The sequence below is a fragment of the Planotetraspora thailandica genome (assembly GCF_016863335.1).
In the GTDB taxonomy this organism is placed as follows: domain Bacteria; phylum Actinomycetota; class Actinomycetes; order Streptosporangiales; family Streptosporangiaceae; genus Planotetraspora; species Planotetraspora thailandica.
In genome coordinates this window covers 91,025-110,687 of record NZ_BOOR01000036.1, presented here as the reverse complement: position 1 = coordinate 110,687, position 19,663 = coordinate 91,025, and the positions used below count along the sequence as shown (strand labels likewise).

Sequence of the window (19,663 nt, the reverse complement as noted above, 5' to 3'; positions counted from 1 at the left end):
GCGCACGCAGACCATCGAGGTGCTCGGCCGCGAGCAGAGCGCGTCCGGCTTCACCAGCCTGGTCGCGCCCGCGCCGTACGTCTTCAACCCGGCCTCCGGCAACACGGTGACCATCCCGGTCACCGCGCGAGTCGCCGACGTTCAGCTCAAGATCACTTCGAACACCGGCGCTCCCGCCGGCCAGGTCGCCGAGTTCCAGGTCTTCGGCACCGCGGCACCGAACCCGGACCTCACGATCACGGGCGCGACCTCCTCACCCGCCAACCCCGTCGAGACCGACGCCGTCACCCTGTCAGCGACCGTCAAGAACCAGGGCAACGCCGACTCCGGCGCGACCAACGTCAACTTCTACCTCGGCACCACGAAGGTCGGCACGGCCTCCGTCGGCGCCCTCGCCGCCGGTGCCACCACCACCGTCTCCGCCAACATCGGTCCCCGTGACGCCGGCACGTACGCGCTGAGCGCCAAGGTCGACGAGGCGAACGGCGTCATCGAGCAGAACGAGACCAACAACAGCTTCGCGAGCCCGACCTCGGTCGTCGTCAGGCCCGTCGACAGCTCCGACCTCGTGGCCACGACGAGCTGGACCCCGAGCAACCCGGCCAGCGGCAACGTCGTCACCTTCTCCACAGTGATCAAGAACCAGGGCACCGTGGCCTCCGCGGGCGGCGCCCACGGCATCACCGTGACCGTGACCAACGACTCGGGCACCGTCGTCAGGACGCTGACCGGCTCCTACAGCGGCGCGATCGCCTCCGGCGCGACCACCGGCCCCGTCAACCTCGGGACCTGGACGGCCGCCAACGGCAAGTACACCGTCAAGACCGTGCTGGCCAACGACGCCAACGAACTGCCGGTCAAGCAGGGCAACAACACCGTCTCCCAGCCGTTCTTCGTCGGCCGCGGCGCGAACATGCCGTACGACACCTACGAGGCGGAGACCGGCGTCGTGGGCGGCGGCGCGCAGCTGGTCGGCCCGAGCAGGGACATCGGCACCCTCGCGGGTGAGGCGTCCGGCCGCAGGGCCGTCACGCTGAACACGACCGGCAGCTACGTCGAGTTCACAACCAAGGCCTCCACCAACACCCTGGTCACCCGGTTCTCCATCCCGGACGCCGCGGGCGGCGGCGGCATCAACTCGACGCTGAACATCTACGTCAACGGCACCTTCCTCAAGCCCATCAACCTGACGTCCAAGTACGCCTGGCTGTACGGCAACGAGACCAGCCCGCAGAACTCGCCCACCGCCGGGCCGCGTCACATCTACGACGAGGCGAACGTGCTGCTCGGCACCACCGTCCCGGCGGGCAGCACGATCAGGCTCCAGAAGGACGCCGCCAACACCTCCACTTACGCGATCGACTTCATCGACCTCGAGCAGGTGTCGCCGATCGCCAACCCCGACGCGGCGCACTACGCCGTCCCGACCGGCTTCTCCCACCAGGACGTGCAGAACGCGCTGGACCGGGCCCGCCAGGACACCAGCCTCGTCGGGGTCTACCTGCCCGCCGGCGATTACCAGACGACCGGCAAGTTCAACGTGTACGGCAAGGCGCTCAAGATCGTCGGTGCCGGCCCGTGGTACACCCGGTTCTACGCGCCGACGACGCAGGACAACACCGACGTCGGCTTCGACGCGCAGTCGTCGGCGAACGGGTCGTCGTTCTCCGGATTCGCCTACTTCGGAAACTACGTCACCCGCATCGACGGACCGGGCAAGGTGTTCAACTGGTCCAACGTCTCGAACATGACGATCGACAACGTCTGGGTCGAGCACACGGTCTGCATGTACTGGGGCCAGAACACCGACAACGTCACGATCAAGAACTCCCGGATCCGTGACACGTTCGCGGACGGCATCAACATGACCAACGGGAGCACCGGCAACCTCGTGAGCAACATCGAGGCTCGCACGACCGGCGACGACAGCTTCGCGCTGTTCTCGGCCATCGACGCGGGAGGCGCCGACGAGATCAACAACGTCTACGAGAACCTGACGGCCATCCTGCCCTGGCGTGCGGCCGGTGTCGCCGTCTACGGCGGTTACGCCAACACGTTCAGGAACATCTACATCGCCGACACCCTGACCTACTCGGGCATCACGATCAGCTCGCTCGACTTCGGGTACCCGATGAACGGGTTCGGCGCCAGCCCGCCCACCACGTTCGACAACATCTCGATCGTCCGTGCGGGCGGTCACTTCTGGGGGGCGCAGACCTTCCCCGGAATCTGGATCTTCTCGGCCTCCAAGGTGTTCCAGGGCATCCGCGTGAGCAACGTGGACATCGTGGACCCGACCTACAGCGGCATCATGTTCCAGACGAACTACGTCGGCGGGCAGCCGCAGAACCCGGTCAAGGACACGATCTTCACGAACGTCTCGATCACGGGCGCCCAGAAGAGCGGCGACGCCTTCGACGCCAAGTCCGGATTCGGCATCTGGGTCAACGAGATGCCGGAGGCGGGCCAGGGACCGGCGGTCGGTTCCGCCACCTTCAACAACCTGCAGATGAGCAACAACGCTCAGAACATCAAGAACACGACGTCGACCTTCTCCATCATCCAGAACCCCTGACCGGGTGAACCCCTGAAACCGGTGCCGCCGGGAGGCAGTCCTCCCGGCGGCACCGCCGTTTCCGGCTTCGATAAGCGGATGCGCGGGGTCACCCCGGTGAGCCAGACTCCGAGGTGATGGACGAACGAAGAATGGTGAAAGTCTCGAAATATCTTTCCAAGCATCTACGGCACCAGCCGGGCCGGATCGGCATCACACTCGATTGCAACGGCTGGGTGGGCGTGGACGACCTGCTGCGGGCGGCCGCGGCGCACGGGTTCCCCATCTCACCGGCCGAGCTCGCCGAGGTGGTCGCGGGCAACGACAAGCAGCGTTACACGCTCGCGGACGGCCGGATCCGCGCCAACCAGGGCCACACGGTGCCCGTCGACCTGGGCCTTCCGCCGGTCGAGCCGCCCGCCTTCCTCTACCACGGGACGGTCGGCGCGAACCTCGCCCGGATCCTGGATGAGGGCCTGCGGCCGATGAGCCGGCACCACGTGCACCTGTCCCCGGACCGGGAGACCGCGACCCGGGTGGGGGCCCGGCGCGGCAAGCCGGTCGTGTTGTCGGTCGGATCGGGCGCGATGCACGCCGCCGGGCACGTCTTCTACCGCAGCGCCAACGGCGTCTGGCTGGTGGACCACGTCCCGGCGTCCTTCATCCGGATCCCCGGCTGACGGGTCATCCGAGCTTGACGGGCCCGATGCTCAGTGAGTGGACGGCCGGGCCCGCGCAGTGCGCGACCGGCCACGGCAGGAACACCGCGGTCTCCAGGTTGGGGGGATACACGCGCAGTCCCAGCGCCTTGTCGAGCCCGCACGACTTCGGGTCGTTTCCGCCCACACCGTTGCTGTCGCGCATGAGGGCGACGGCGGTGACGCCGGGCTTGAGCGTCACGGTCGAGGCGGCCTCCTTGGTCCTCTCGGCGGCGTTGCCGGACTGCACGCCGTCTTCCGCGACGTAGGAGACGCCGGGGTAGCCGGACAGGCTGCAGGCGGCCTTGGAGGCGTTGGTGAAGTTGATCGGCACGTACAGCTGGCCGGCTCCGGCGTCGGGGGTTCCCCGGGTGACCTTGAGCTGGGCGCCGGTGCAGGCCATGATGGCCGACGGCTTGCCGACGACGGGCAGGGAGCCCGGGCCGTCGCCCGTGGGGATCGCGGGTGCGACGGTCGCCGGGTGGTCCCCGGCCGCGGGCTGTGCCGTACCAGGCAACGGCGTGGGGCTCTGTCCGCCCGAGGCGGTGCCGACATTCACGCAGCCGCTCAGCACGGCCAGCGCGGCGGCCGCGGTCGCCGCCGAGAGCCTGGCCCGTGACCCGGCCGTCTTCGGGAGTTTCACGCTGGTGCGCCGCTCCGCGCCGGCTTCCCGATGGTTCGCCACGTCTTCCTCATTTCCTGGGTCGTGGACGGCGTACGCCGGTCCTCATTCAGTGAGATGAGGGGCGGGCCGGAAAAAGTTCTCACAGGTCACGGGCCACTATGTGATTTTCAGGCTGCCGATGATCTGGTCGGTCATGTCCGAGCCGCCGTTCTGGCGGATCTGCAGGTACACCTGCACCTTCTTGCCGCTCGTCTGGGCCAGAGAGATCTCCTCGATCGAACCCGGACCGCAGGAGGTCCACCGGCGTACGACGCCGCGCCACACGGAACTCGCGTAAATCTGGTCGCTCGTGAACCTGCAGGCGCTGTGCTGGATCGCGGCGACACGGTCGGGCAGGGCGGTCTGCTGTGTGAGACCCACGAACACGCCGCTGACCCCGGAGGGCAGCTTCTGCCAGATGTTCATGTCGGTCGCCACGGTGAGGCCGGGCTCCTTGTCGCCGGGCAGCCTCAGCGCACCCGGGTCCCAGCCGTCGTTGACCAGCTGCCGGGCCCACGCCGCGGGCACCTTCAGGGTGATGCGCCCGGTCGCGTCGCCGATGGTCGTCGTCGTCTCGGGAGTGCGGTCGCCGGTCAGGAAGGTCACGACGCCTGCTCCTGCCAGGCCCGCCGCGGCGACGGCCGCGGCGACGAAGACGGTGAGCCGGGTGCGCCGGCCGGGCGTTCCGCTGCGTCGGCGTCCCCGCGTTCCGGCGGGAGGCCGGACAGGATGCGGGCCAGGGTGTGGGACAGGGTGCGGGCCGGGCCGGGTGTCGGCAGGCACGGGGACGCCATTCCCGGCCTGTTCGTCCGCCCACGTGCCGCGTACCGAGAGGTGGCCGGTCGCGGGAGGCCCCGCCGTGGAAGGCGCTGTGGAGGGCGCTGTGGAGGGCGCTGCGGAGCCCGCCATGGAGAGGGACCGTGCCGGTGCGGGCAGGGGGGCCGGGTGAAGGCCGAGCCGCGCGAGGTGCGCCTCGAGTTCGGCCGCGAAGTCGCCGGCGCTCGCGTACCGCAGCTCGCGGTCGGGCGCCATGGCCCGCTGGATGGCCTGCCGTACACCGTCGGGGAGGTCGGGGCGCAGGTCGCCGGGGGGTACGGCCTGGCCGGGCGGGCCCGGCACGCGTCCGGTCACCAGGTGATAGGTGAGGGCGCCCAGGCCGTACACGTCGGCTCGTTCGTCGATGCCCGTCCCCGGCGTGGCCTGTTCGGGCGCCATGTAGCCCGCGGATCCCGCGGCCATGGTGAGCCCCGACGACTGGGCCAGGCTCTTGGCCAGGCCGAGGTCGGCGATCAGCAGCCGGTCACGCCCGCCCTGCCCGCTCCTGACCAGGACGTTCGACGGCTTGATGTCGCGATGGACGATGCCGGCCTCGTGAAGGGCGGCCACCCCGCGGGCGGTCTCGGCTGCCAGCCGCAGCGCTTCGTGGACCGGCAGCGGGCCCCCGGCGAGCCGGTCCTGGAGCGTGCCCCGGTCGGCGTGCTCCATCACGAAGTACGGCCGGTCGTCGGGGAGCTGGCCGATGTCGAAGACCTGCACCACGCCGCTGGAGGCGGCCCGGCGCAGCAGCCGCGCCTCGGAGAGGAACCGCTCTCTGATGTCCATGCGGTACGCCCAGTTCTCCGCCATGATCTTGACCGCCACGGGCGCTTCGAGCAGCTCATCGTGGGCGAGCCAAACCGTGGCGAACGCTCCGGCGCCCAGAGGCCGCTCGAGCCGATAGCGGCCGATCTGGAGGGGATGAGGCATGCCCTATATCATGCCCGGGTCATCCCACTACTGGGTGAACACCCCAGTCAACGCCCTGATCAGCACCGCCGGCCAGCCCTCGCCTGACGGCGATCGGAAGGAGCCTCCGCGCGTGCCCTCCCCCTTGAATGCATCGGATGACGTGGAGGACCTCGCCAGGCGGGCCGTCGCCGGCGACCCCGGCGCGCTGGACGCGCTGCTCCGCAGGATCGGGCCCGAGGTCCTGCGCCGTTGCGGCCGCTTCCTGCCGTACCGGGAGGACGCGGAGGAGGCGGCGCAGGATGTGTTGCTCCTGGTGTCCCGCAAGATCCACACGTTCGAGGGGCGCAGCAGGTTCAGCACATGGCTGTATGCGGTGGTGGCCAACGCCGCCCGCCAGAAGTACCGGGAGCTGAAGAGACGCGCGGGGGAGGAGAGCTTCGGCGGCGAGGAGATCTCGCGTCCCGACCCGCGCACCACCAGCGTGATCGCGGGCTCCCGCGTCGACCTGCTTGAGGCCCTGGATCGGCTGGAACGGGAGAACCCCCAGCTCGTGATGCCGTTCGTCTACCGGGACATCTGCGAGATGGACTACAACGAGATCGCCGAGCGCATGGGGCTTCCGCTGGGCACCGTGAAATCCCGGCTCCACCACGCCCGCCGGTACGTCCAGGAGCGGCTCACCGACAGGTCCTGATCGGCGACCGTCCCAGGGCTCCGTATGTCACGTATCGCCTGCAAGGCGGTACACAAGACGGTGGTCGCCGTTCAGCTTGGGATCTTGAAGGTGTAGGGCTATTCGAAGGGTGAGGCGGCGTGGACGCCTTGCGCTGGTGGTGTCGGCCGCCCCCAGGCGACAGCGGGACGGTGTGTCCCGCGGGGTAGGTCACGGTGCCGGCGGCGGTGCCGATGACGAAGTCATCCAGGGTGAACCGCGGGGACGGGCGACCGTTTAACCATTGCATTGTCCATTCGCTGCCGCCTTGGGTGAAACCGACGAAATTACGGCTCGACGTCGAACAGGATCAAAGGAAATAGGGCTCCGGTGCAGTCGATTCCACCGGAGCCCTTTTGTCTTCATGCTTTTAAGAATTCATCCCGGGAAGGCGCTCACCGAGAGTTCGACGCGACCAGAGACGGAGCAGTGGTCTCTCGTTGTCAGCAGGCACCAAGATTCGCATGAACATGGTGATTCCGGTATACCACCCGCTCACTCCGAGGCATCCGGGCCGCCCGTCAGGTCGGTTATCGGCAACTACCTCGGCCGCTTCTCGTCCTGCAAGTCCTACTGGACGTCCGACGTGGGCTCGTTGTCGACGTCCACCGACGCCTTGTTCTTGATTTCCTTTCCAGCGACGAAGGCCCCGTTGTCGATCTGGACCGCGGAGTCGTTGGACTGCTTGACGTAGCCGGAGCCTGCGTCGGCAGGCGAATTGTTATTGCTCTGGTCGACCCTGACGCTGGAGGTGTTGTTGCTTCCTATGTTGCCAATCGTGACGCCATGCCCCGGGTTGGACTCGGCGCCGGCAGTCGTGGCACACAGGGCGAGGGCGCCGCCGGCAAGGGCGGTGCCGAGTGCGAGGCCGGTGATGACCTTCGTGAACATGGACGTGTCCTCCTTGAAAGTCGTTCCATTGCCAAAATTCTCTGACATTCATTCTCGGAATGACTGAGAAATGTTCGATTACCCTTGTTCGGCCATCGTCATGCACTGTCTTGATTTCCAGCCGCATTGCAGTGCAAACGAGGATGTAAGGCCTTTGATTTCCTATTATCGATTAGGCTTCTTTGAACTATTAATGACGGATTTGTTCCGCATTGTCCGAGGAGCGCCTGCTGGCCAGGGTTGAGCCTGCGCCGGCGCGAACCCATGGCGCTTCGGTGGCGGCGGATCAGCCCGGCCACGTAGGTGAGGGTGCGGCGTGACAACGGCAGGGCGGCACGGTAGAACAGCACAGAAGCTCCTGGCGATACACGATCTTGGTCGACGTGCATCCTCCAGGAGCTTCTGCAGCTTCATGACGCAGACACGCCGCCTGTGATCCCCCCGGACCAGCCACGTCAGGCTGGAAAGGGCTCAGTGGTCTCTCGTTGTCAATAGGCACCAAGATTCGCATGAACATGGTGATTCTGGTTTACCACCCGCTCACTCCGAGGCATCCGGGCGCCGGTCAGGTCGGTTATCGGCAATTACCTTGGCCGCTTCTCGTCCTGCAAGTCCTACTGGACGTCCGACGGGGGCTCGTTGTCGACGTCCACCGACGCCTTCTTCTTGATGTCATTTCCGGCGAAGAAGGCCCCGGTGTCGCTCTCGATCGCGGAGTTGTTGGACTGCTCGACGGGGTATCCGTTGGAAGGCGAATTGGTATTGCTCTGGCCGACGGAGACGGTGGAGGTGTTGCCGCTTCCTATGTCCCCAATCTTGACGCCATGCCCCGGGTTGGACTCGGCGCTGGCAGTCGTGGCACACAGGGCGAGGGCGCCGCCGGCAAGGGCGGTACCGAGCGCGAGGCTGGTGATGACCTTCGTGAACATGGACGTGTCCTCCCTGAAAGTCGTTCCATTGCCAAAATTCTCTGACATTCATTCTCGGAATGACTGAGAAATGTTTCGATGACCCTTATTCGGCCATCGTCGTGCGCTGTCTTGATTTCCAGTCGCATTACAGCGCAAACGAGGATCTAAGGCTTTTGATTTCCTATTATCAGTTATAGGCTTCTTCAGGCTATTAATGACTGATTTGTTCCGTATTGTCCGGTTTGGCGAGTGTTAGGAAGGGTGATGGTCCCCCAGGGCAACCGTGAGATGATCTCCGGTGTCGCGGACCGGATGACAGGTGTCCAGCCGACGATGAGGTCGCCGCGTTGACCGTACGGCAGGCGAATAATTCATCCCGGGTCGGAAGGCGCTCGCCGAGAGTTCGACGCGTCCAGAGACGGAGCAGTGAGCCTTTTCACCCTGCTTCTCGGGCTTGTAGGACGTGGATTGCTTTGACCGGTTGCCCTGCTCGTTTGGGGCAGCAGCGGAGCTTTCGTAGGAGTCGCCAGCCTTCAACTGCGCATTCGCCCGCTCGCCGGGACTGCGCAGCCGGGCGTGTGCGGCATTGGCGACCTTCTGGCCGACCGCCTGCGACGACCTCGGCGTAGGTCTCGCCTTTGCTCAGATGGACCAGCACGAGGGGCGCCTGCCGGCCCGGGTTGAGCCTGCGCCGGCGCGAGCCCATCGCGCTTCGGTGGCGGCGGATCAGCCCGGCCACGTATATCGGCTGCAAGGCGGTGTACAAGACGGTGGTCGCCGTTCAGCCTGGGATTTTGAAGGTGTGGGACCATTCGAAGTGTGAGGCGGCGTGGACGCCTTGCGCTGGTGGTGCCGGCAGCTCGTAGGCGACAGCGGGACGGCGTGTCCCGCGGGGCAGGTCACGGTGCCGGCGGCGGTGTCGATGACGAAGTCATCGAGGGTGAACCCGCCGGGGACGAGCGACCGTTTAACCACTGCATTGTCCGTTCGCCGCCGCCTTGGGCGAAACCGACGAAATTACGACTCGACGTCGAACGGGATCAAAGGAAATAGGGCTCCGGCGCAGTCGATTCACCGGAGCCCTATTTCCTTCATGCTTTTAAGAATCCATCCCGGATCGGAAGGGGCGCTCACCGAGAGTTCGACGCGTCCAGACACGGAGCGGTGGTCTCTCGTTGTCAGCAGGCACCAACATTCGCATGAACATGGTGATTCTGGTTCACCAGCCACTCAGTCCGAGGCATCCGGGCCGCCCGTCAGGTCGTTATCGGCAGTGACCTCAGCCGCTTCTCGTCCTGCAAGTCCTACTCGGCGGTCATGGCCATCTGGGGCCAGTCGTGCTTCTTGCCGTCGTCCTTCTTCTCGATCTCGACCTCGTTGTCCTTCCCGACATTGTTACCGTTCCCGGCGATGACCGAGTTGATCTGCGTGACTTTACCGTCGTCGCCGTCGTGGCCCTTGCCGTAGCCGTTGCCGTAGCCGCCGGTGCCTTCGTTGTTGCTGTTGTTCTGACTGACGTATTGCCAGACGTCCCCGTCCCAGTTCAGGTTCCCGACTTGGTTGTCCTTGACTTTGTTGTCCTTGATTTCGTTGTCCTTGATTTCCACCTTCTTGCGCGGCGGGCACTTGTGCGGCGGGCACCAGTCCGACGGGGCACCCAGGGTCGTTACCCCAGTCGGGTTGGACGCGGCGCTGGCAGTCGTGGCATACAGAGCGAGGGCACCGCCGGTAAGGGCGGTGCTGAGCGCGAGGCCGGTGACGAGATTCTTGAACATGGGCGTGTCCTCCTTGAAAGCCTTCCATGCCAGAATTCTCTGGACATTCATCTCAGAATGACCGAGAAATGCATCGACGGCCCATATCGGGTCTCATCGTGCGCAGTCTAGATTTCCAGCCGTATTGCAGCGCAAACAAGGGTCCAACGCTTTTGATCTCGTATTATCAGTTTATAGGCTTCTTCAGACTATTAATGACGGATTTGTCTGTACTGTCCGATTTGGCGAGCGTTCGGAAGGGCGACGGTCTCCCAGGGTGACCATGAGATGATCTCCGGGCGTCGCAGACCGGATGACAGGTGCCCGGCCAACGATGAGGTCGCCGCGTTGGCCGTACGGCAGGCCGAGACGATCGCTCAATTGGAAGCGACGGTGGGACGGCTGACGGGGGCCGAGTTGGAGCGGCGACTGGGCGCAACTCGGGCAACTCCTCGCTCCCGCCGTCCAGCGACACGTTCTCCCGCTCAGAGAAGCAGGCGGCCAAGAACAGCGGGTGCAAGCGGGGCCGTCAGCGGGGCGCAGGCCTGGCCATGGTTGCCGTGCCTGATGCGGTCGAAGACCACCTGTGCCGCCTGTGACGGCCGCGGTGCAGCACCCGGAGATGAGCGTCGGGGGCCGAACTTGCGGGCGCTGGGCGGCTACCTGGCGGTGCTCCAGCACCGTGTGGTGGAGCGGTGTGCGCAGCTGATCGCCGAGATGACCGGAACGAACATCTCGTGGGCGGCCGGAGTGCTGGAGGAAGCCGCCGGTCTGGCCGCTGAAAGTGGACACACGCTGATCCGCGCGCTGCTGACGCTGGTGCATGACTCGCTGTCGCTCTACAACAGCTACCCGGATCGGCTTGGCCCGGCATTGGCGGGGCGCACCTGGTCAGAGAGTCGACCGTGAGCAGGACCATCCCGGATGCCCCGCCCAGATCCGCTGGGCGTTGGCCGAGTTGAACGCCAGGAAGCCAGGCAGTGGATGAGCCGACCCGAGTTTCGTGGAGGCCCGCCACGATCTTGCAGGACGATCGGCTGCGGACGGGAAAAGGATGGTAGTGCGTTGGAAGTCACCGCCTCCCCGGAACACCCCCGGGCGGCCCACTATGCCCAGCACCAACCCCATCGGATGATCAAGGGGAAATCGCCGCAAGGCGAAGCAGTTCAGCAGGTACGCCCAAGGGCTGAGCCATCGAGGTGAGTATCGGTGACATTGAAACCGGGGCCCTGTTGTTGCCGCTCATCGCTCCGGAGTCGGCGTAGAGCCATAGACACCACGATCTTGCGGTGGTGGAAAGATGGTCTTCATGGGAAAAGTGCCTTCTGAACTGGTGTGGGCGGACCTTCGGCAAGGTCCGATCCTTCCAGATCAAAGGCACTTTTCTCATGCAAACGATCAGTTCGGCGAAACTAGCCGCGAAAGTCCGCGGCTAGTCAATGAAGTTATCGTTTCCTTGGTCGATATAAGGGTGCCCCGCCATGGCGGGGTCCATTGCGGTGGTGTTCACCTGATCGATTACTGGCTCGCACACGTAAGGGGAAAGTAGGTTAAGGTTAATCAACCCCAGCCCCCCGCAGATTACGGCGTTGCCGTTGCCTTGTGTTATGCCGTGGCCGTGGCCGTGGCTGTAGCCGTAGCCGTAGCTGTAGCCGTAGCTCGGCGTTATGCCCCCCAGGATCGGAAGGATGGACAGGAGGTCGAGGTCCTGGGTGGACAGGACGTCGGTGGTCTTCTCCATTGACCCGCTACTCCCCGCGTGGGAGTAGGTGCCGCCCTTCTCAGCAGCAGCTTGGGCCGGTGCGGCGAACATGCCCGCGATGCCGACGGTAAGTGCGACCGTGGCGGCCGCCTTAGCCATTCGCTTCATAACTCCCCCGGTTGATATTCCTTTTACGAGAGTGGAACGACGAACCCAAGAACCCCGTGGTTCGGCGAGCGCGCCGACAAGGACGAGAGCATTCCTATCACCTCTTGAGAACGTGGGAACGACCGCTTCTGGGAGGCGTCTGGATAGGTCGGCGCCGGGAAAGTCCGGACATGAGGTTACCGATGGTCAGGCCGCCGCCCATCAGGGAGAAAGTTGCGGTAAACATGCACCGCTAAGTTGGAAACAGATATTTCGGTCTCTTTTGCCGACACGCGCCGTGACCTCAATCGGGCGTCGGAACTTCCGCGACAATCCGGACGAGTCGATGCTTGCGGTAGTCACTCGGGGAGAACCAGGCGGCCAGATCGTCAGCGAATAATTGCTCACATAGAGGACAGCCGCCCGTTCGAACGCTGGGGCATGACCAGGGGTAGTGTCCCGATCAACCTTGGGGTTCCCCGTCGCTGCACAGCGGCGGGGAACCTCGCGTTCGGGGGCATCGGATATGAATGAGATGCCGGCCGTACAAGACGAGCCGGCGGGGAGGTCACAGATGCAGCAGAGCGGTCCGCGCCCCGTCAGGGCGCCACGTGGGACGACGCTGAACACCCGGGGCTGGCAGCAGGAGGCCGCCCTGCGGATGCTGATGAACAACCTCGACCCGGAGGTCGCCGAGCATCCCGACAAGCTCGTCGTCTACGGGGGGACGGGCAGGGCCGCCCGCGACTGGCGCTCGTTCGACGCGATCGTGCGCACGCTCGGCACGCTGAAGCCGGACGAGACGATGCTCGTGCAGTCGGGCCGCCCGGTGGGCGTCATGACCACCCACGAATGGGCGCCGCGCGTGCTCATCGCCAACTCCAACCTGGTGGGCGACTGGGCGACCTGGCCGGAGTTCCGGCGGCTGGAGCAGCTCGGCCTCACGATGTACGGCCAGATGACCGCCGGCTCGTGGATCTACATCGGCACCCAGGGCATCCTCCAGGGCACCTACGAGACGTTCGCGGCCGTGGCCGCCAAACGGTTCGGCGGGTCCCTCACCGGTACGATCACCCTCACCGCCGGACTCGGCGGCATGGGAGGCGCCCAGCCGCTCGCGGTCACCATGAACGGAGGCGTGGCGATCTGCGTCGACTGCGACCCGCGCTCCATCGAACGCCGCATCGAGCACCGCTACCTCGACGTCCGCGCCAAGGACCTCGAAGAGGCCCTGCGCCTGGCCTACGAGGCGCGTGACAGCCGCCGCCCGCTGTCGATCGGGGTCGAGGCCAACGCGGCCGAAGCCGTACCGGCCCTGCTGACGCTGGGCGCGGAGATCGACATCGTCACCGACCAGACCTCCGCACACGACCCGCTGAGCTACCTGCCGATCGGCGTGGCGTTCGAGGACATGGCCGCGGAGGCCGCCAAGGACCCGGAGGGCTTCACCGAACGGGCCCGCGCCTCGATGGCCAGGCACGTCGCGGCCATGGTCGGCTTCCAGGACGCCGGGGCCGAGGTCTTCGACTACGGCAACTCCATCCGCGGCGAGGCCAAGCTTGCCGGCTACACGCGGGCCTTCGACTTCCCCGGCTTCGTACCCGCCTACATCCGGCCGCTGTTCTGCGAGGGCAAGGGCCCCTTCCGCTGGGCGGCCCTGTCCGGCGAGCCTGCCGACATCGCCAAGACCGACAAGGCGATCCTCGACCTCTTCCCCGACAACGAGCCGCTGGCCCGGTGGATCAGGATGGCGGGCGAGAAGGTCGCCTTCCAGGGGCTGCCGGCGCGGATCTGCTGGCTTGGGTACGGCGAGCGCGACAAGGCCGGTGAGCGGTTCAACGACATGGTCGCCTCGGGCGAGCTGCAGGCGCCCATCGTGATCGGGCGCGACCACCTCGACGCCGGCAGCGTGGCCTCGCCGTACAGGGAGACGGAGGCCATGCTCGACGGGTCGGACGCCATCGCCGACTGGCCCCTGCTCAACGCGATGGTCAACGTCGCCTCCGGCGCGTCGTGGGTGTCGATCCACCACGGCGGTGGCGTCGGCATCGGCCGGTCCATCCACGCGGGCCAGGTCACGGTGGCCGACGGCACGGCCCTCGCGGGCGAGAAGATCCGCAGGGTCCTGACCAACGACCCGGGCATGGGCGTGATCCGGCACGTCGACGCGGGCTACGAGCGGGCCGCCGAGGTCGCGGAGGAGCGCGGCGTGCGCGTCCCGATGAACGAGGACGGCGCGTGACCGACCCCGAGGCCGCGGGCGACACCTTCCGCCGCATGTGGGACGAACTGCTGCCCGTCGGACGGCATGCCGGGACGGGCGGCTACCGGCGGCACGCCTGGACGGCGGCCGACGCCGAATGCCGGGCGTGGTTCCGTGAGCAGGCGCTCGGCCGGGGGCTCGCCTACGAGGTCGACAGGAACGGCAACCAGTGGGCCTGGGCGGGCGACCCCGCCGCCGGCGGCGCGATCGTCACCGGCTCACATCTCGACTCGGTGCCCGACGGCGGGGCCTTCGACGGCCCGCTCGGCGTGATCTCGGCCTTCGCGGCACTCGACGTGCTCACGGACCGGGGAACGGACCTGCCGCGCCCGCTCGGCATCGTCAACTTCGGCGACGAGGAGGGAGCCAGATTCGGCGTCGCCTGCGTCGGATCACGGCTGATGACGGGCGTGCTCGACCCCGCCAGGGCCCGATCCCTCACCGACGACGGCGGCGTGAGCCTGGCGACCGCCATGGAAAGAGCCGGCCGGGATCCCTCCGCCCTTGGCCGCGACGACGAACGGCTCGCCGGCATCGCCGCCTTCGTCGAGCTTCACGTCGATCAGGGCAGGAACCTCGGCGAGGCGCCCGTCGGCGTCGCCTCCGCGATCTGGCCGCACGGCCGATGGCGGTTCGACTTCCGCGGCCGGGCCGACCACGCGGGGACGACGCGCATGGAGGACCGCGACGATCCCATGCCGGCCTTCGCCGCCGCCGTGCTCGACGCCAGGGAGCGGGCGCGGCGTGCCGGTGCGCTCGCGACGTTCGGCAAGGTCGCGGTCGAGCCCAACGGCACCAACGCCATCGCCTCCCGGGTCACCGCCTGGCTCGACTCCCGCGCCGCCGATCCCGATGTGCTCGACAGGATGGTGCGGGAGATCGCCGGCGCGTCCGGGGCGGAGGTGACACAGGAGTCGTACACGCCCGTGGTGGAGTTCGACGGCACGCTCAGGGATCGGCTGGCGGAGTTGCTCGGAGGCGTCCCCGTCCTGCCGACGGGGGCGGGTCACGACGCGGGCATCCTCGCGTCCGCCGTGCCGACCGCCATGCTGTTCGTGCGGAACCCGACCGGCGTCTCCCACTCCCCGGCGGAGCACGCCGACGAGTCCGACTGCCTGGAGGGTGTGGCCGCCCTCACCCACGTCCTCGACGACCTCCTCCACACGCCCCAACCTCTGGGGTGATCACGCAGAAGTTCGAGCAACATGCCCCCCAACGCTTGCGCGTGATCATGCAGAAGTTCGAGGAAGTGATGCTTGAGCTGGGGTGATTCATTTCGTGATCATGCAGAAGTTCGGAGACTTATGCCCTGACGTGCTCGTATGCCGATCGTGATCATGCACTGCCCGTCTGGGTTCGTGGTCGAGCGCGTGCATGATCACGCACATCGTTTCCGCAGGTCGGATGAGTCGGGTTCGACTTACTGCATGATCACGAAACGCGTCGGCGCAGGTCAACGGGCATGATCTCGAACTTCTGCATGATCACGCTCAAATGTGGGGGGGATCGTTCAGTGTGAGCGTGCGCTGATCAGGCCGGATTCGTAGGCGAAGACGACGAGCTGCGCGCGATCACGGGCTCCGAGCTTGGTCATCGCCCGGCTGACGTGGGTCTTGGCCGTGTACGGGCTGATCACCATGTGCGCGGCGATGTCGTCGTTGGTGAGGCCACGGCCGACCAGGGCCACGACCTCCCGCTCGCGCTGGGTCAGCACCTCCATCGCCGCCGGGCGCATCGTGTCCGGAGGGCGCGACACGTATTCGCTGATCAGCTTGCGGGTGACGGCGGGAGACAGGAGGGCTTCGCCGTCGACGGCGACCCTGACGGCCCTGATGAGGTCGGCCGGCTCGGTGTCCTTGAGCAGGAACCCGCTCGCACCCGCCCGTAGGGCCTGGAACACGTACTCGTCGAGCCCGAAGTTGGTGATGATGACGACGCCCACGCCCGCCAGGCGGGGGTCGGCGGCGATGCGCCGTGTCGTCTCGATGCCGTCCATCCCGGGCATCTGGATGTCGACGAGGGCGACGTCCGGCAGGTGCCGTACCGCCGAGGCGAGGCACTCCTGGCCGTCGCGGGCCTCGGCGACCACCTCGATGTCGTCCTCGGCGTTGAGGAGGGCGCGGAACCCCGCCCGGATGAGCGCCTGGTCGTCGGCGAGGAGCACGCGGATCGTCCGGTTCATGCCGCGCCCTCACCCGCCTGCGCCGCGTTCAGGGGGATCTCCGCCCTCACGGTGAAGCCGCCCTCGGTCCGTGCTCCCGCGCGTAGCCTGCCGCCGAGTGCGGTGACCCGCTCGCGCATGCCCGACAGGCCGAAGCCTTCCACGGGTACGGATCCGGCGTGGGCCCGGCCGTCGTCGTCGACCTGCACGACGAGTTCGCCCGGGTCGAAGCGCACGCTAACGGCCGCCGTCGCCCGCCCGGCGTGGCGGGTGACGTTGGTGAGGGCCTCCTGGACGATGCGGTACGCGGCGCGGTCGACCTCGCCGGGCAGCGGCCGCCGGGTTCCACTGATCTCCAGGTCGGCGGCCAGGCCGGTCGACCGTACGCGATCGACCAGGTCGGGAAGCCGGTCCACCCCGCCGCCCGCCGTCTCGTCGCCGGGGACACGGAGCACTTCGAGGGTGGCGCGCAGCTCGCGCATCGCCTCGCCGGCGGCCTCCTGAATAGTGACCAGCGCCTCCGGCGCGTCCTCGCCGCGCTTGCGGGCCAGATGGACGGCCACGCCCGCCTGCACCTTGATGACGGAGATGCTGTGGGTCAGGGAGTCGTGCAGTTCGCGTGCGATCCGCAACCGCTCCTCCCCGGCGCGCCGCAGGGCCGTCTCCTCGCGTGTGCGCTCGGCCTCCATCGCGCGCTGCTCGACCTGTTCCAGATACGCCCTCCGCTGCCGGGAGAGCATCCCCGCCACGGTCGCGGCGACGAACCAGCCGAGCAGCAGGCCCGTACGGTCGACGACCTCGCGCGGGGCCGACGTCGCCGACGACAGGGTGATTGCCAGGCTGCCGGACAGGAAGACGACACCGGCCGCGATCGCGGGCAGCCGCCGCCCCGCCCTCGCGGCGAAAAATGCGGCGATCAGCACCGGAAAGGCCGCCGACGTCGTCTCGCCCCACCGCAGGAGGTAGGCGAGCATCGCCACGGTGGTGACCGGCAACGCCACGAGGGGAGTGCGGCGGCTGACGGCGAGGCCGAGCGTGCCGGCCACGACGGCGGCATAACCGACGGGTTCCGGCGTGAAGCTCTGGGGTGCGATCTCCGGCGTGGTCAGCCCGCTGACCGTCAGCAGTGCGCCGACGACGCAGGCGAGCACGAGGTCGGGTGCGTGGTCGCGCCATCCGCGTTCCATGCCCGCACCCTAAATCGCGCTCGCCGTTCCGGCCTCCTCCCGCAGGACCCATCTGGGACTACTCCCTCTGGAGTACGGCACGGCGCCCGGGCGTGCGGCGGAAGTGGCGACGACCGCATTCGCCGGTATGACGACACGGACATGCCCGGCGAGCAGCATCGATGGCGATCGCCGCTGAAGTCAGGAGGCCGCCGTGCCCGCTCCCTTTCGTTATGTCACACCGGTCGCGCCGAAGGAGGCCGACGGCCGGGTCGCCGCGGTCTACCGCCAGATCGCCCAGGATTTCGGCCTTGCCCGCATGCCGCTGTTCATGACGCTGTCGCCGGCACCGGACGTGCTGGCCGCCGTCTGGTCCCTGCTGCGCGAGTCGCTCGTCGCCGGGTCGGCCTCGCGTACCGACAAGGAGGTCGTCGCCGTCGCCGTGTCATCTGCGAACCGGTGTCCCTTCTGCGTGTCCGCACATTCGGTGCTCCTTCACGCCACCGGCGCGCACGGCCTCGCGGAGACGGTCGCACGCGGTGACACGCCCGCCGATCCCCGCCACGCGCGCCTGTTCGCGTGGGGGGCGGACACCCGCACGACCGGTATGACGGCTCCGCCGGTCCCTCCCGATGTCGCGGCGGAGTACATCGGCACGGCGCTGACCTTCCATTTCATCAACCGCATGGTGTCGGCCCTGCTCACCGACGACGTCCTCCCCGGCGGGCTCCAGCGGTGGCGCCCGGTTCGCCGTCTCGCCGGCCGGATGGTGGCCGGAGCCACGCGTCGCCGGCACGTCTCGGGGACCAGCCTCGCGCTGCTCGACGGGGACCCCGCGGACGAGACTCCGGCATGGGCGGCGGGCTCGCCGAGCGGCCGCGCGATGGGGACCGCGTTCGCGGCCCTGCATAAAGCCGCCGCCAGAGGAGGGGAGTCGCTCAGTTCCCAGGCTCGCCTGGCCGTACGGGATGAAGTGGACGCGTGGGACGGGGCCCACCCGGCGTTGACGGGCGGGTGGCCGACGGATCGGCTGAGCGGCCTGCCCGCCGTCGACCGTCCCGGAGTCCGGTTGGCGCTGTTGGCGGCGATGGCGCCGTATCGCGTGTCCGACCGGGATGTCGCGGAGTGGCGCTCGGCCACCGGCGTGCATGGGGACGCCGCTCTCGTCCGCCTCCTCGCCTTCGGCGCCATGACCGCCGTCACCCACCTCCTTGGGAGTGATCATGCAGAAGTTCGCCAAAAGGCAATGTGACCTGCGCCCCCTCTGCGCGTGATCATGCAGAAGTTCGGCGGCGTCCGCGCTGACCTGCTCGTTCGAGGTTCGTGATCATGCACTTCCGCGTCATAGGCGTGGCGAACCAAGGTCGATCGCGGGCGGATTCGTGCATGATCACGATTGCTGTTTCCGCAGGTCGCATGCTGGGCTGGCGAAGTTCTGCATGATCACGAAATGTGTTTGCGCACGTCAATGGCCATTCCGCCGAACTTCTGCATGATCACGCCACTGTCGGGGGTCACGCCACTGTGGGGGTGATGTCGAGGGTGCCGGACCAGATGGTCGTGGCGTGGCCGGCGAGCTCCACCCGGTCGCCGCGCAATGTCGTACGGACGACGCCGCCCCGTGCGGACAGCTGCTCGCCCACGAGGGCGTCGCGGCCGAGCTTGGCCGACCAGTACGGCGAGAGCATGCAATGGGCCGACCCGGTGACGGGGTCCTCGGGCACGCCCACTCGCGGGCCGAAGAAACGGGACACGAAATCGGCGGGAGTGCCGTCGCCCCGAGCGGTGACGACGACGCCTCGGGCGTCGATGCCACGGAGCAGGTCGAGGTCGGGCGTGGCCGACCGCACCACGTCGGCCGACTCGACCTCCACGACGTAGTCGAAGCGGCTGCGCCCGATCCACAGGCCCCGCACGCCGAGGGCCGCGAGGAGACTCTCGGGGGCCTCGGTCTCGACAGGAGGAGAGGCGGGGAAGTCCATCGTGATGAGGCCGTCGTCGGACCGGTCGGTCGTCAGGATGCCGCTCAGCGTGGAGAACTCGAGCCGGCCGGAGGCGCCGAGGGAGTAGAGGATGTGCGCCGTGGCGAGTGTGGCGTGGCCGCACAGTTGCACTTCGACCTCGGGGGTGAACCAGCGCAGCGAGTGGGGGCCGTCGTCGCGGGTGAGCACGAAGGCGGTCTCCGAGTGCCGCATCTCGGCGGCGAGCGCCTGCATCCACGCGTCCGGCACAGGGGAGTCGAGGAGGCACACGCCGGCCGGGTTGCCCGCGAAGGGCCGGTCAGTGAACGAGTCGACCGTATATATGCGCAT

Annotated in this window: 17 protein-coding genes and 2 pseudogenes; 8 read left to right on the top strand and 11 right to left on the bottom strand. The window is 67.5% G+C overall.

What is annotated here, in order from left to right:
* Window positions 1-2,575, top strand: a 2,575-nt coding sequence (locus Pth03_RS24070; protein ID WP_203946628.1) for a CARDB domain-containing protein, incomplete at its 5' end; no start/stop codon positions are given.
* 116 nt (window positions 2,576-2,691) lie between these two features.
* Window positions 2,692-3,234 (top strand): RNA 2'-phosphotransferase, encoded by a 543-nt coding sequence (locus Pth03_RS24065; RefSeq protein WP_203946627.1) that lies wholly within the window; start codon window positions 2,692-2,694, stop codon window positions 3,232-3,234.
* A 4-nt stretch (window positions 3,235-3,238) separates the two neighbouring features.
* Here Pth03_RS24065 and Pth03_RS24060 read toward each other — a convergent pair whose 3' ends face one another.
* Both Pth03_RS24060 and Pth03_RS24055 read right to left on the bottom strand, forming a co-directional pair.
* Complete coding sequence (locus tag Pth03_RS24060; protein WP_203946626.1) at window positions 3,239-3,937, bottom strand: DUF4232 domain-containing protein; 699 nt, start codon at window positions 3,935-3,937, stop codon at window positions 3,239-3,241.
* Between the two features lie 96 nt (window positions 3,938-4,033).
* Window positions 4,034-5,662, bottom strand: coding sequence for a serine/threonine-protein kinase (locus Pth03_RS24055; RefSeq protein ID WP_203946625.1), 1,629 nt, complete (start codon window positions 5,660-5,662; stop codon window positions 4,034-4,036).
* Between the two features lie 112 nt (window positions 5,663-5,774).
* Between Pth03_RS24055 and Pth03_RS24050 the strand changes: the two genes are divergently transcribed.
* Window positions 5,775-6,338: an RNA polymerase sigma factor gene (locus Pth03_RS24050; protein ID WP_239119323.1), complete on the top strand. Its 564-nt coding sequence runs from the start codon at window positions 5,775-5,777 to the stop codon at window positions 6,336-6,338.
* Window positions 6,339-6,926: 588 nt separating this feature from the next.
* On the opposite strand, the gene Pth03_RS24045 is transcribed toward Pth03_RS24050, so the two are convergent.
* The 5 genes and pseudogenes from Pth03_RS24045 to Pth03_RS24025 form a co-directional block, all read right to left on the bottom strand.
* On the bottom strand, window positions 6,927-7,247 hold the full coding sequence (locus Pth03_RS24045; RefSeq protein WP_203946623.1) for a hypothetical protein: 321 nt from the start codon (window positions 7,245-7,247) through the stop codon (window positions 6,927-6,929).
* A 218-nt stretch (window positions 7,248-7,465) separates the two neighbouring features.
* Window positions 7,466-7,597 (bottom strand): annotated as a pseudogene (locus Pth03_RS24040) (IS5/IS1182 family transposase); the annotation flags it as partial.
* A gap of 264 nt (window positions 7,598-7,861) precedes the next feature.
* Window positions 7,862-8,176 (bottom strand): hypothetical protein, encoded by a 315-nt coding sequence (locus Pth03_RS24035; RefSeq protein ID WP_203946622.1) that lies wholly within the window; start codon window positions 8,174-8,176, stop codon window positions 7,862-7,864.
* Between the two features lie 418 nt (window positions 8,177-8,594).
* Window positions 8,595-8,758 (bottom strand): annotated as a pseudogene (locus Pth03_RS42585) (IS5/IS1182 family transposase); the annotation flags it as partial.
* A 704-nt stretch (window positions 8,759-9,462) separates the two neighbouring features.
* Window positions 9,463-9,933 (bottom strand): hypothetical protein, encoded by a 471-nt coding sequence (locus tag Pth03_RS24025; protein WP_203946621.1) that lies wholly within the window; start codon window positions 9,931-9,933, stop codon window positions 9,463-9,465.
* Window positions 9,934-10,292: 359 nt separating this feature from the next.
* Here Pth03_RS24025 and Pth03_RS42580 point away from each other — a divergent pair, with 359 nt between their 5' ends.
* Window positions 10,293-10,511, top strand: a complete 219-nt coding sequence (locus Pth03_RS42580; protein ID WP_373318586.1) for a DUF6444 domain-containing protein — start codon at window positions 10,293-10,295, stop codon at window positions 10,509-10,511.
* A 43-nt stretch (window positions 10,512-10,554) separates the two neighbouring features.
* Entirely contained in the window at window positions 10,555-10,821 is a 267-nt protein-coding gene (locus tag Pth03_RS24020) for a hypothetical protein (RefSeq protein ID WP_203946620.1), read from the top strand.
* 523 nt (window positions 10,822-11,344) lie between these two features.
* Here Pth03_RS24020 and Pth03_RS24015 read toward each other — a convergent pair.
* Entirely contained in the window at window positions 11,345-11,773 is a 429-nt protein-coding gene (locus tag Pth03_RS24015) for a hypothetical protein (protein WP_203946619.1), read from the bottom strand.
* A 562-nt stretch (window positions 11,774-12,335) separates the two neighbouring features.
* On the opposite strand from Pth03_RS24015, the gene hutU reads away from it, so the two are divergent.
* The gene (hutU, locus tag Pth03_RS24010) at window positions 12,336-14,003 is read left to right on the top strand and encodes a urocanate hydratase (RefSeq protein ID WP_203946618.1); all 1,668 of its coding nucleotides are present in this window, start codon (window positions 12,336-12,338) and stop codon (window positions 14,001-14,003) included.
* On the top strand, window positions 14,000-15,208 hold the full coding sequence (locus Pth03_RS24005) for an allantoate amidohydrolase (RefSeq protein ID WP_275413187.1): 1,209 nt from the start codon (window positions 14,000-14,002) through the stop codon (window positions 15,206-15,208). Before hutU ends, Pth03_RS24005 begins: the two co-directional genes overlap by 4 nt.
* A gap of 326 nt (window positions 15,209-15,534) precedes the next feature.
* Here Pth03_RS24005 and Pth03_RS24000 read toward each other — a convergent pair whose 3' ends face one another.
* Window positions 15,535-16,206, bottom strand: a complete 672-nt coding sequence (locus tag Pth03_RS24000; protein ID WP_203946617.1) for a response regulator — start codon at window positions 16,204-16,206, stop codon at window positions 15,535-15,537.
* Window positions 16,203-17,372 (bottom strand): sensor histidine kinase, encoded by a 1,170-nt coding sequence (locus tag Pth03_RS23995; RefSeq protein ID WP_203946616.1) that lies wholly within the window; start codon window positions 17,370-17,372, stop codon window positions 16,203-16,205. Before Pth03_RS23995 ends, Pth03_RS24000 begins: the two co-directional genes overlap by 4 nt.
* A 193-nt stretch (window positions 17,373-17,565) precedes the next feature.
* Between Pth03_RS23995 and Pth03_RS23990 the strand changes: the two genes are divergently transcribed.
* Entirely contained in the window at window positions 17,566-18,603 is a 1,038-nt protein-coding gene (locus Pth03_RS23990) for a carboxymuconolactone decarboxylase family protein (RefSeq protein ID WP_203946615.1), read from the top strand.
* A gap of 262 nt (window positions 18,604-18,865) precedes the next feature.
* Here the strand turns inward: Pth03_RS23990 and Pth03_RS23985 are convergent, their stop codons facing one another.
* Window positions 18,866-19,663 carry a PhzF family phenazine biosynthesis protein gene (locus Pth03_RS23985; RefSeq protein ID WP_203946614.1) on the bottom strand — a complete coding sequence of 266 codons (798 nt, stop codon included), beginning with the start codon at window positions 19,661-19,663 and terminating at the stop codon, window positions 18,866-18,868.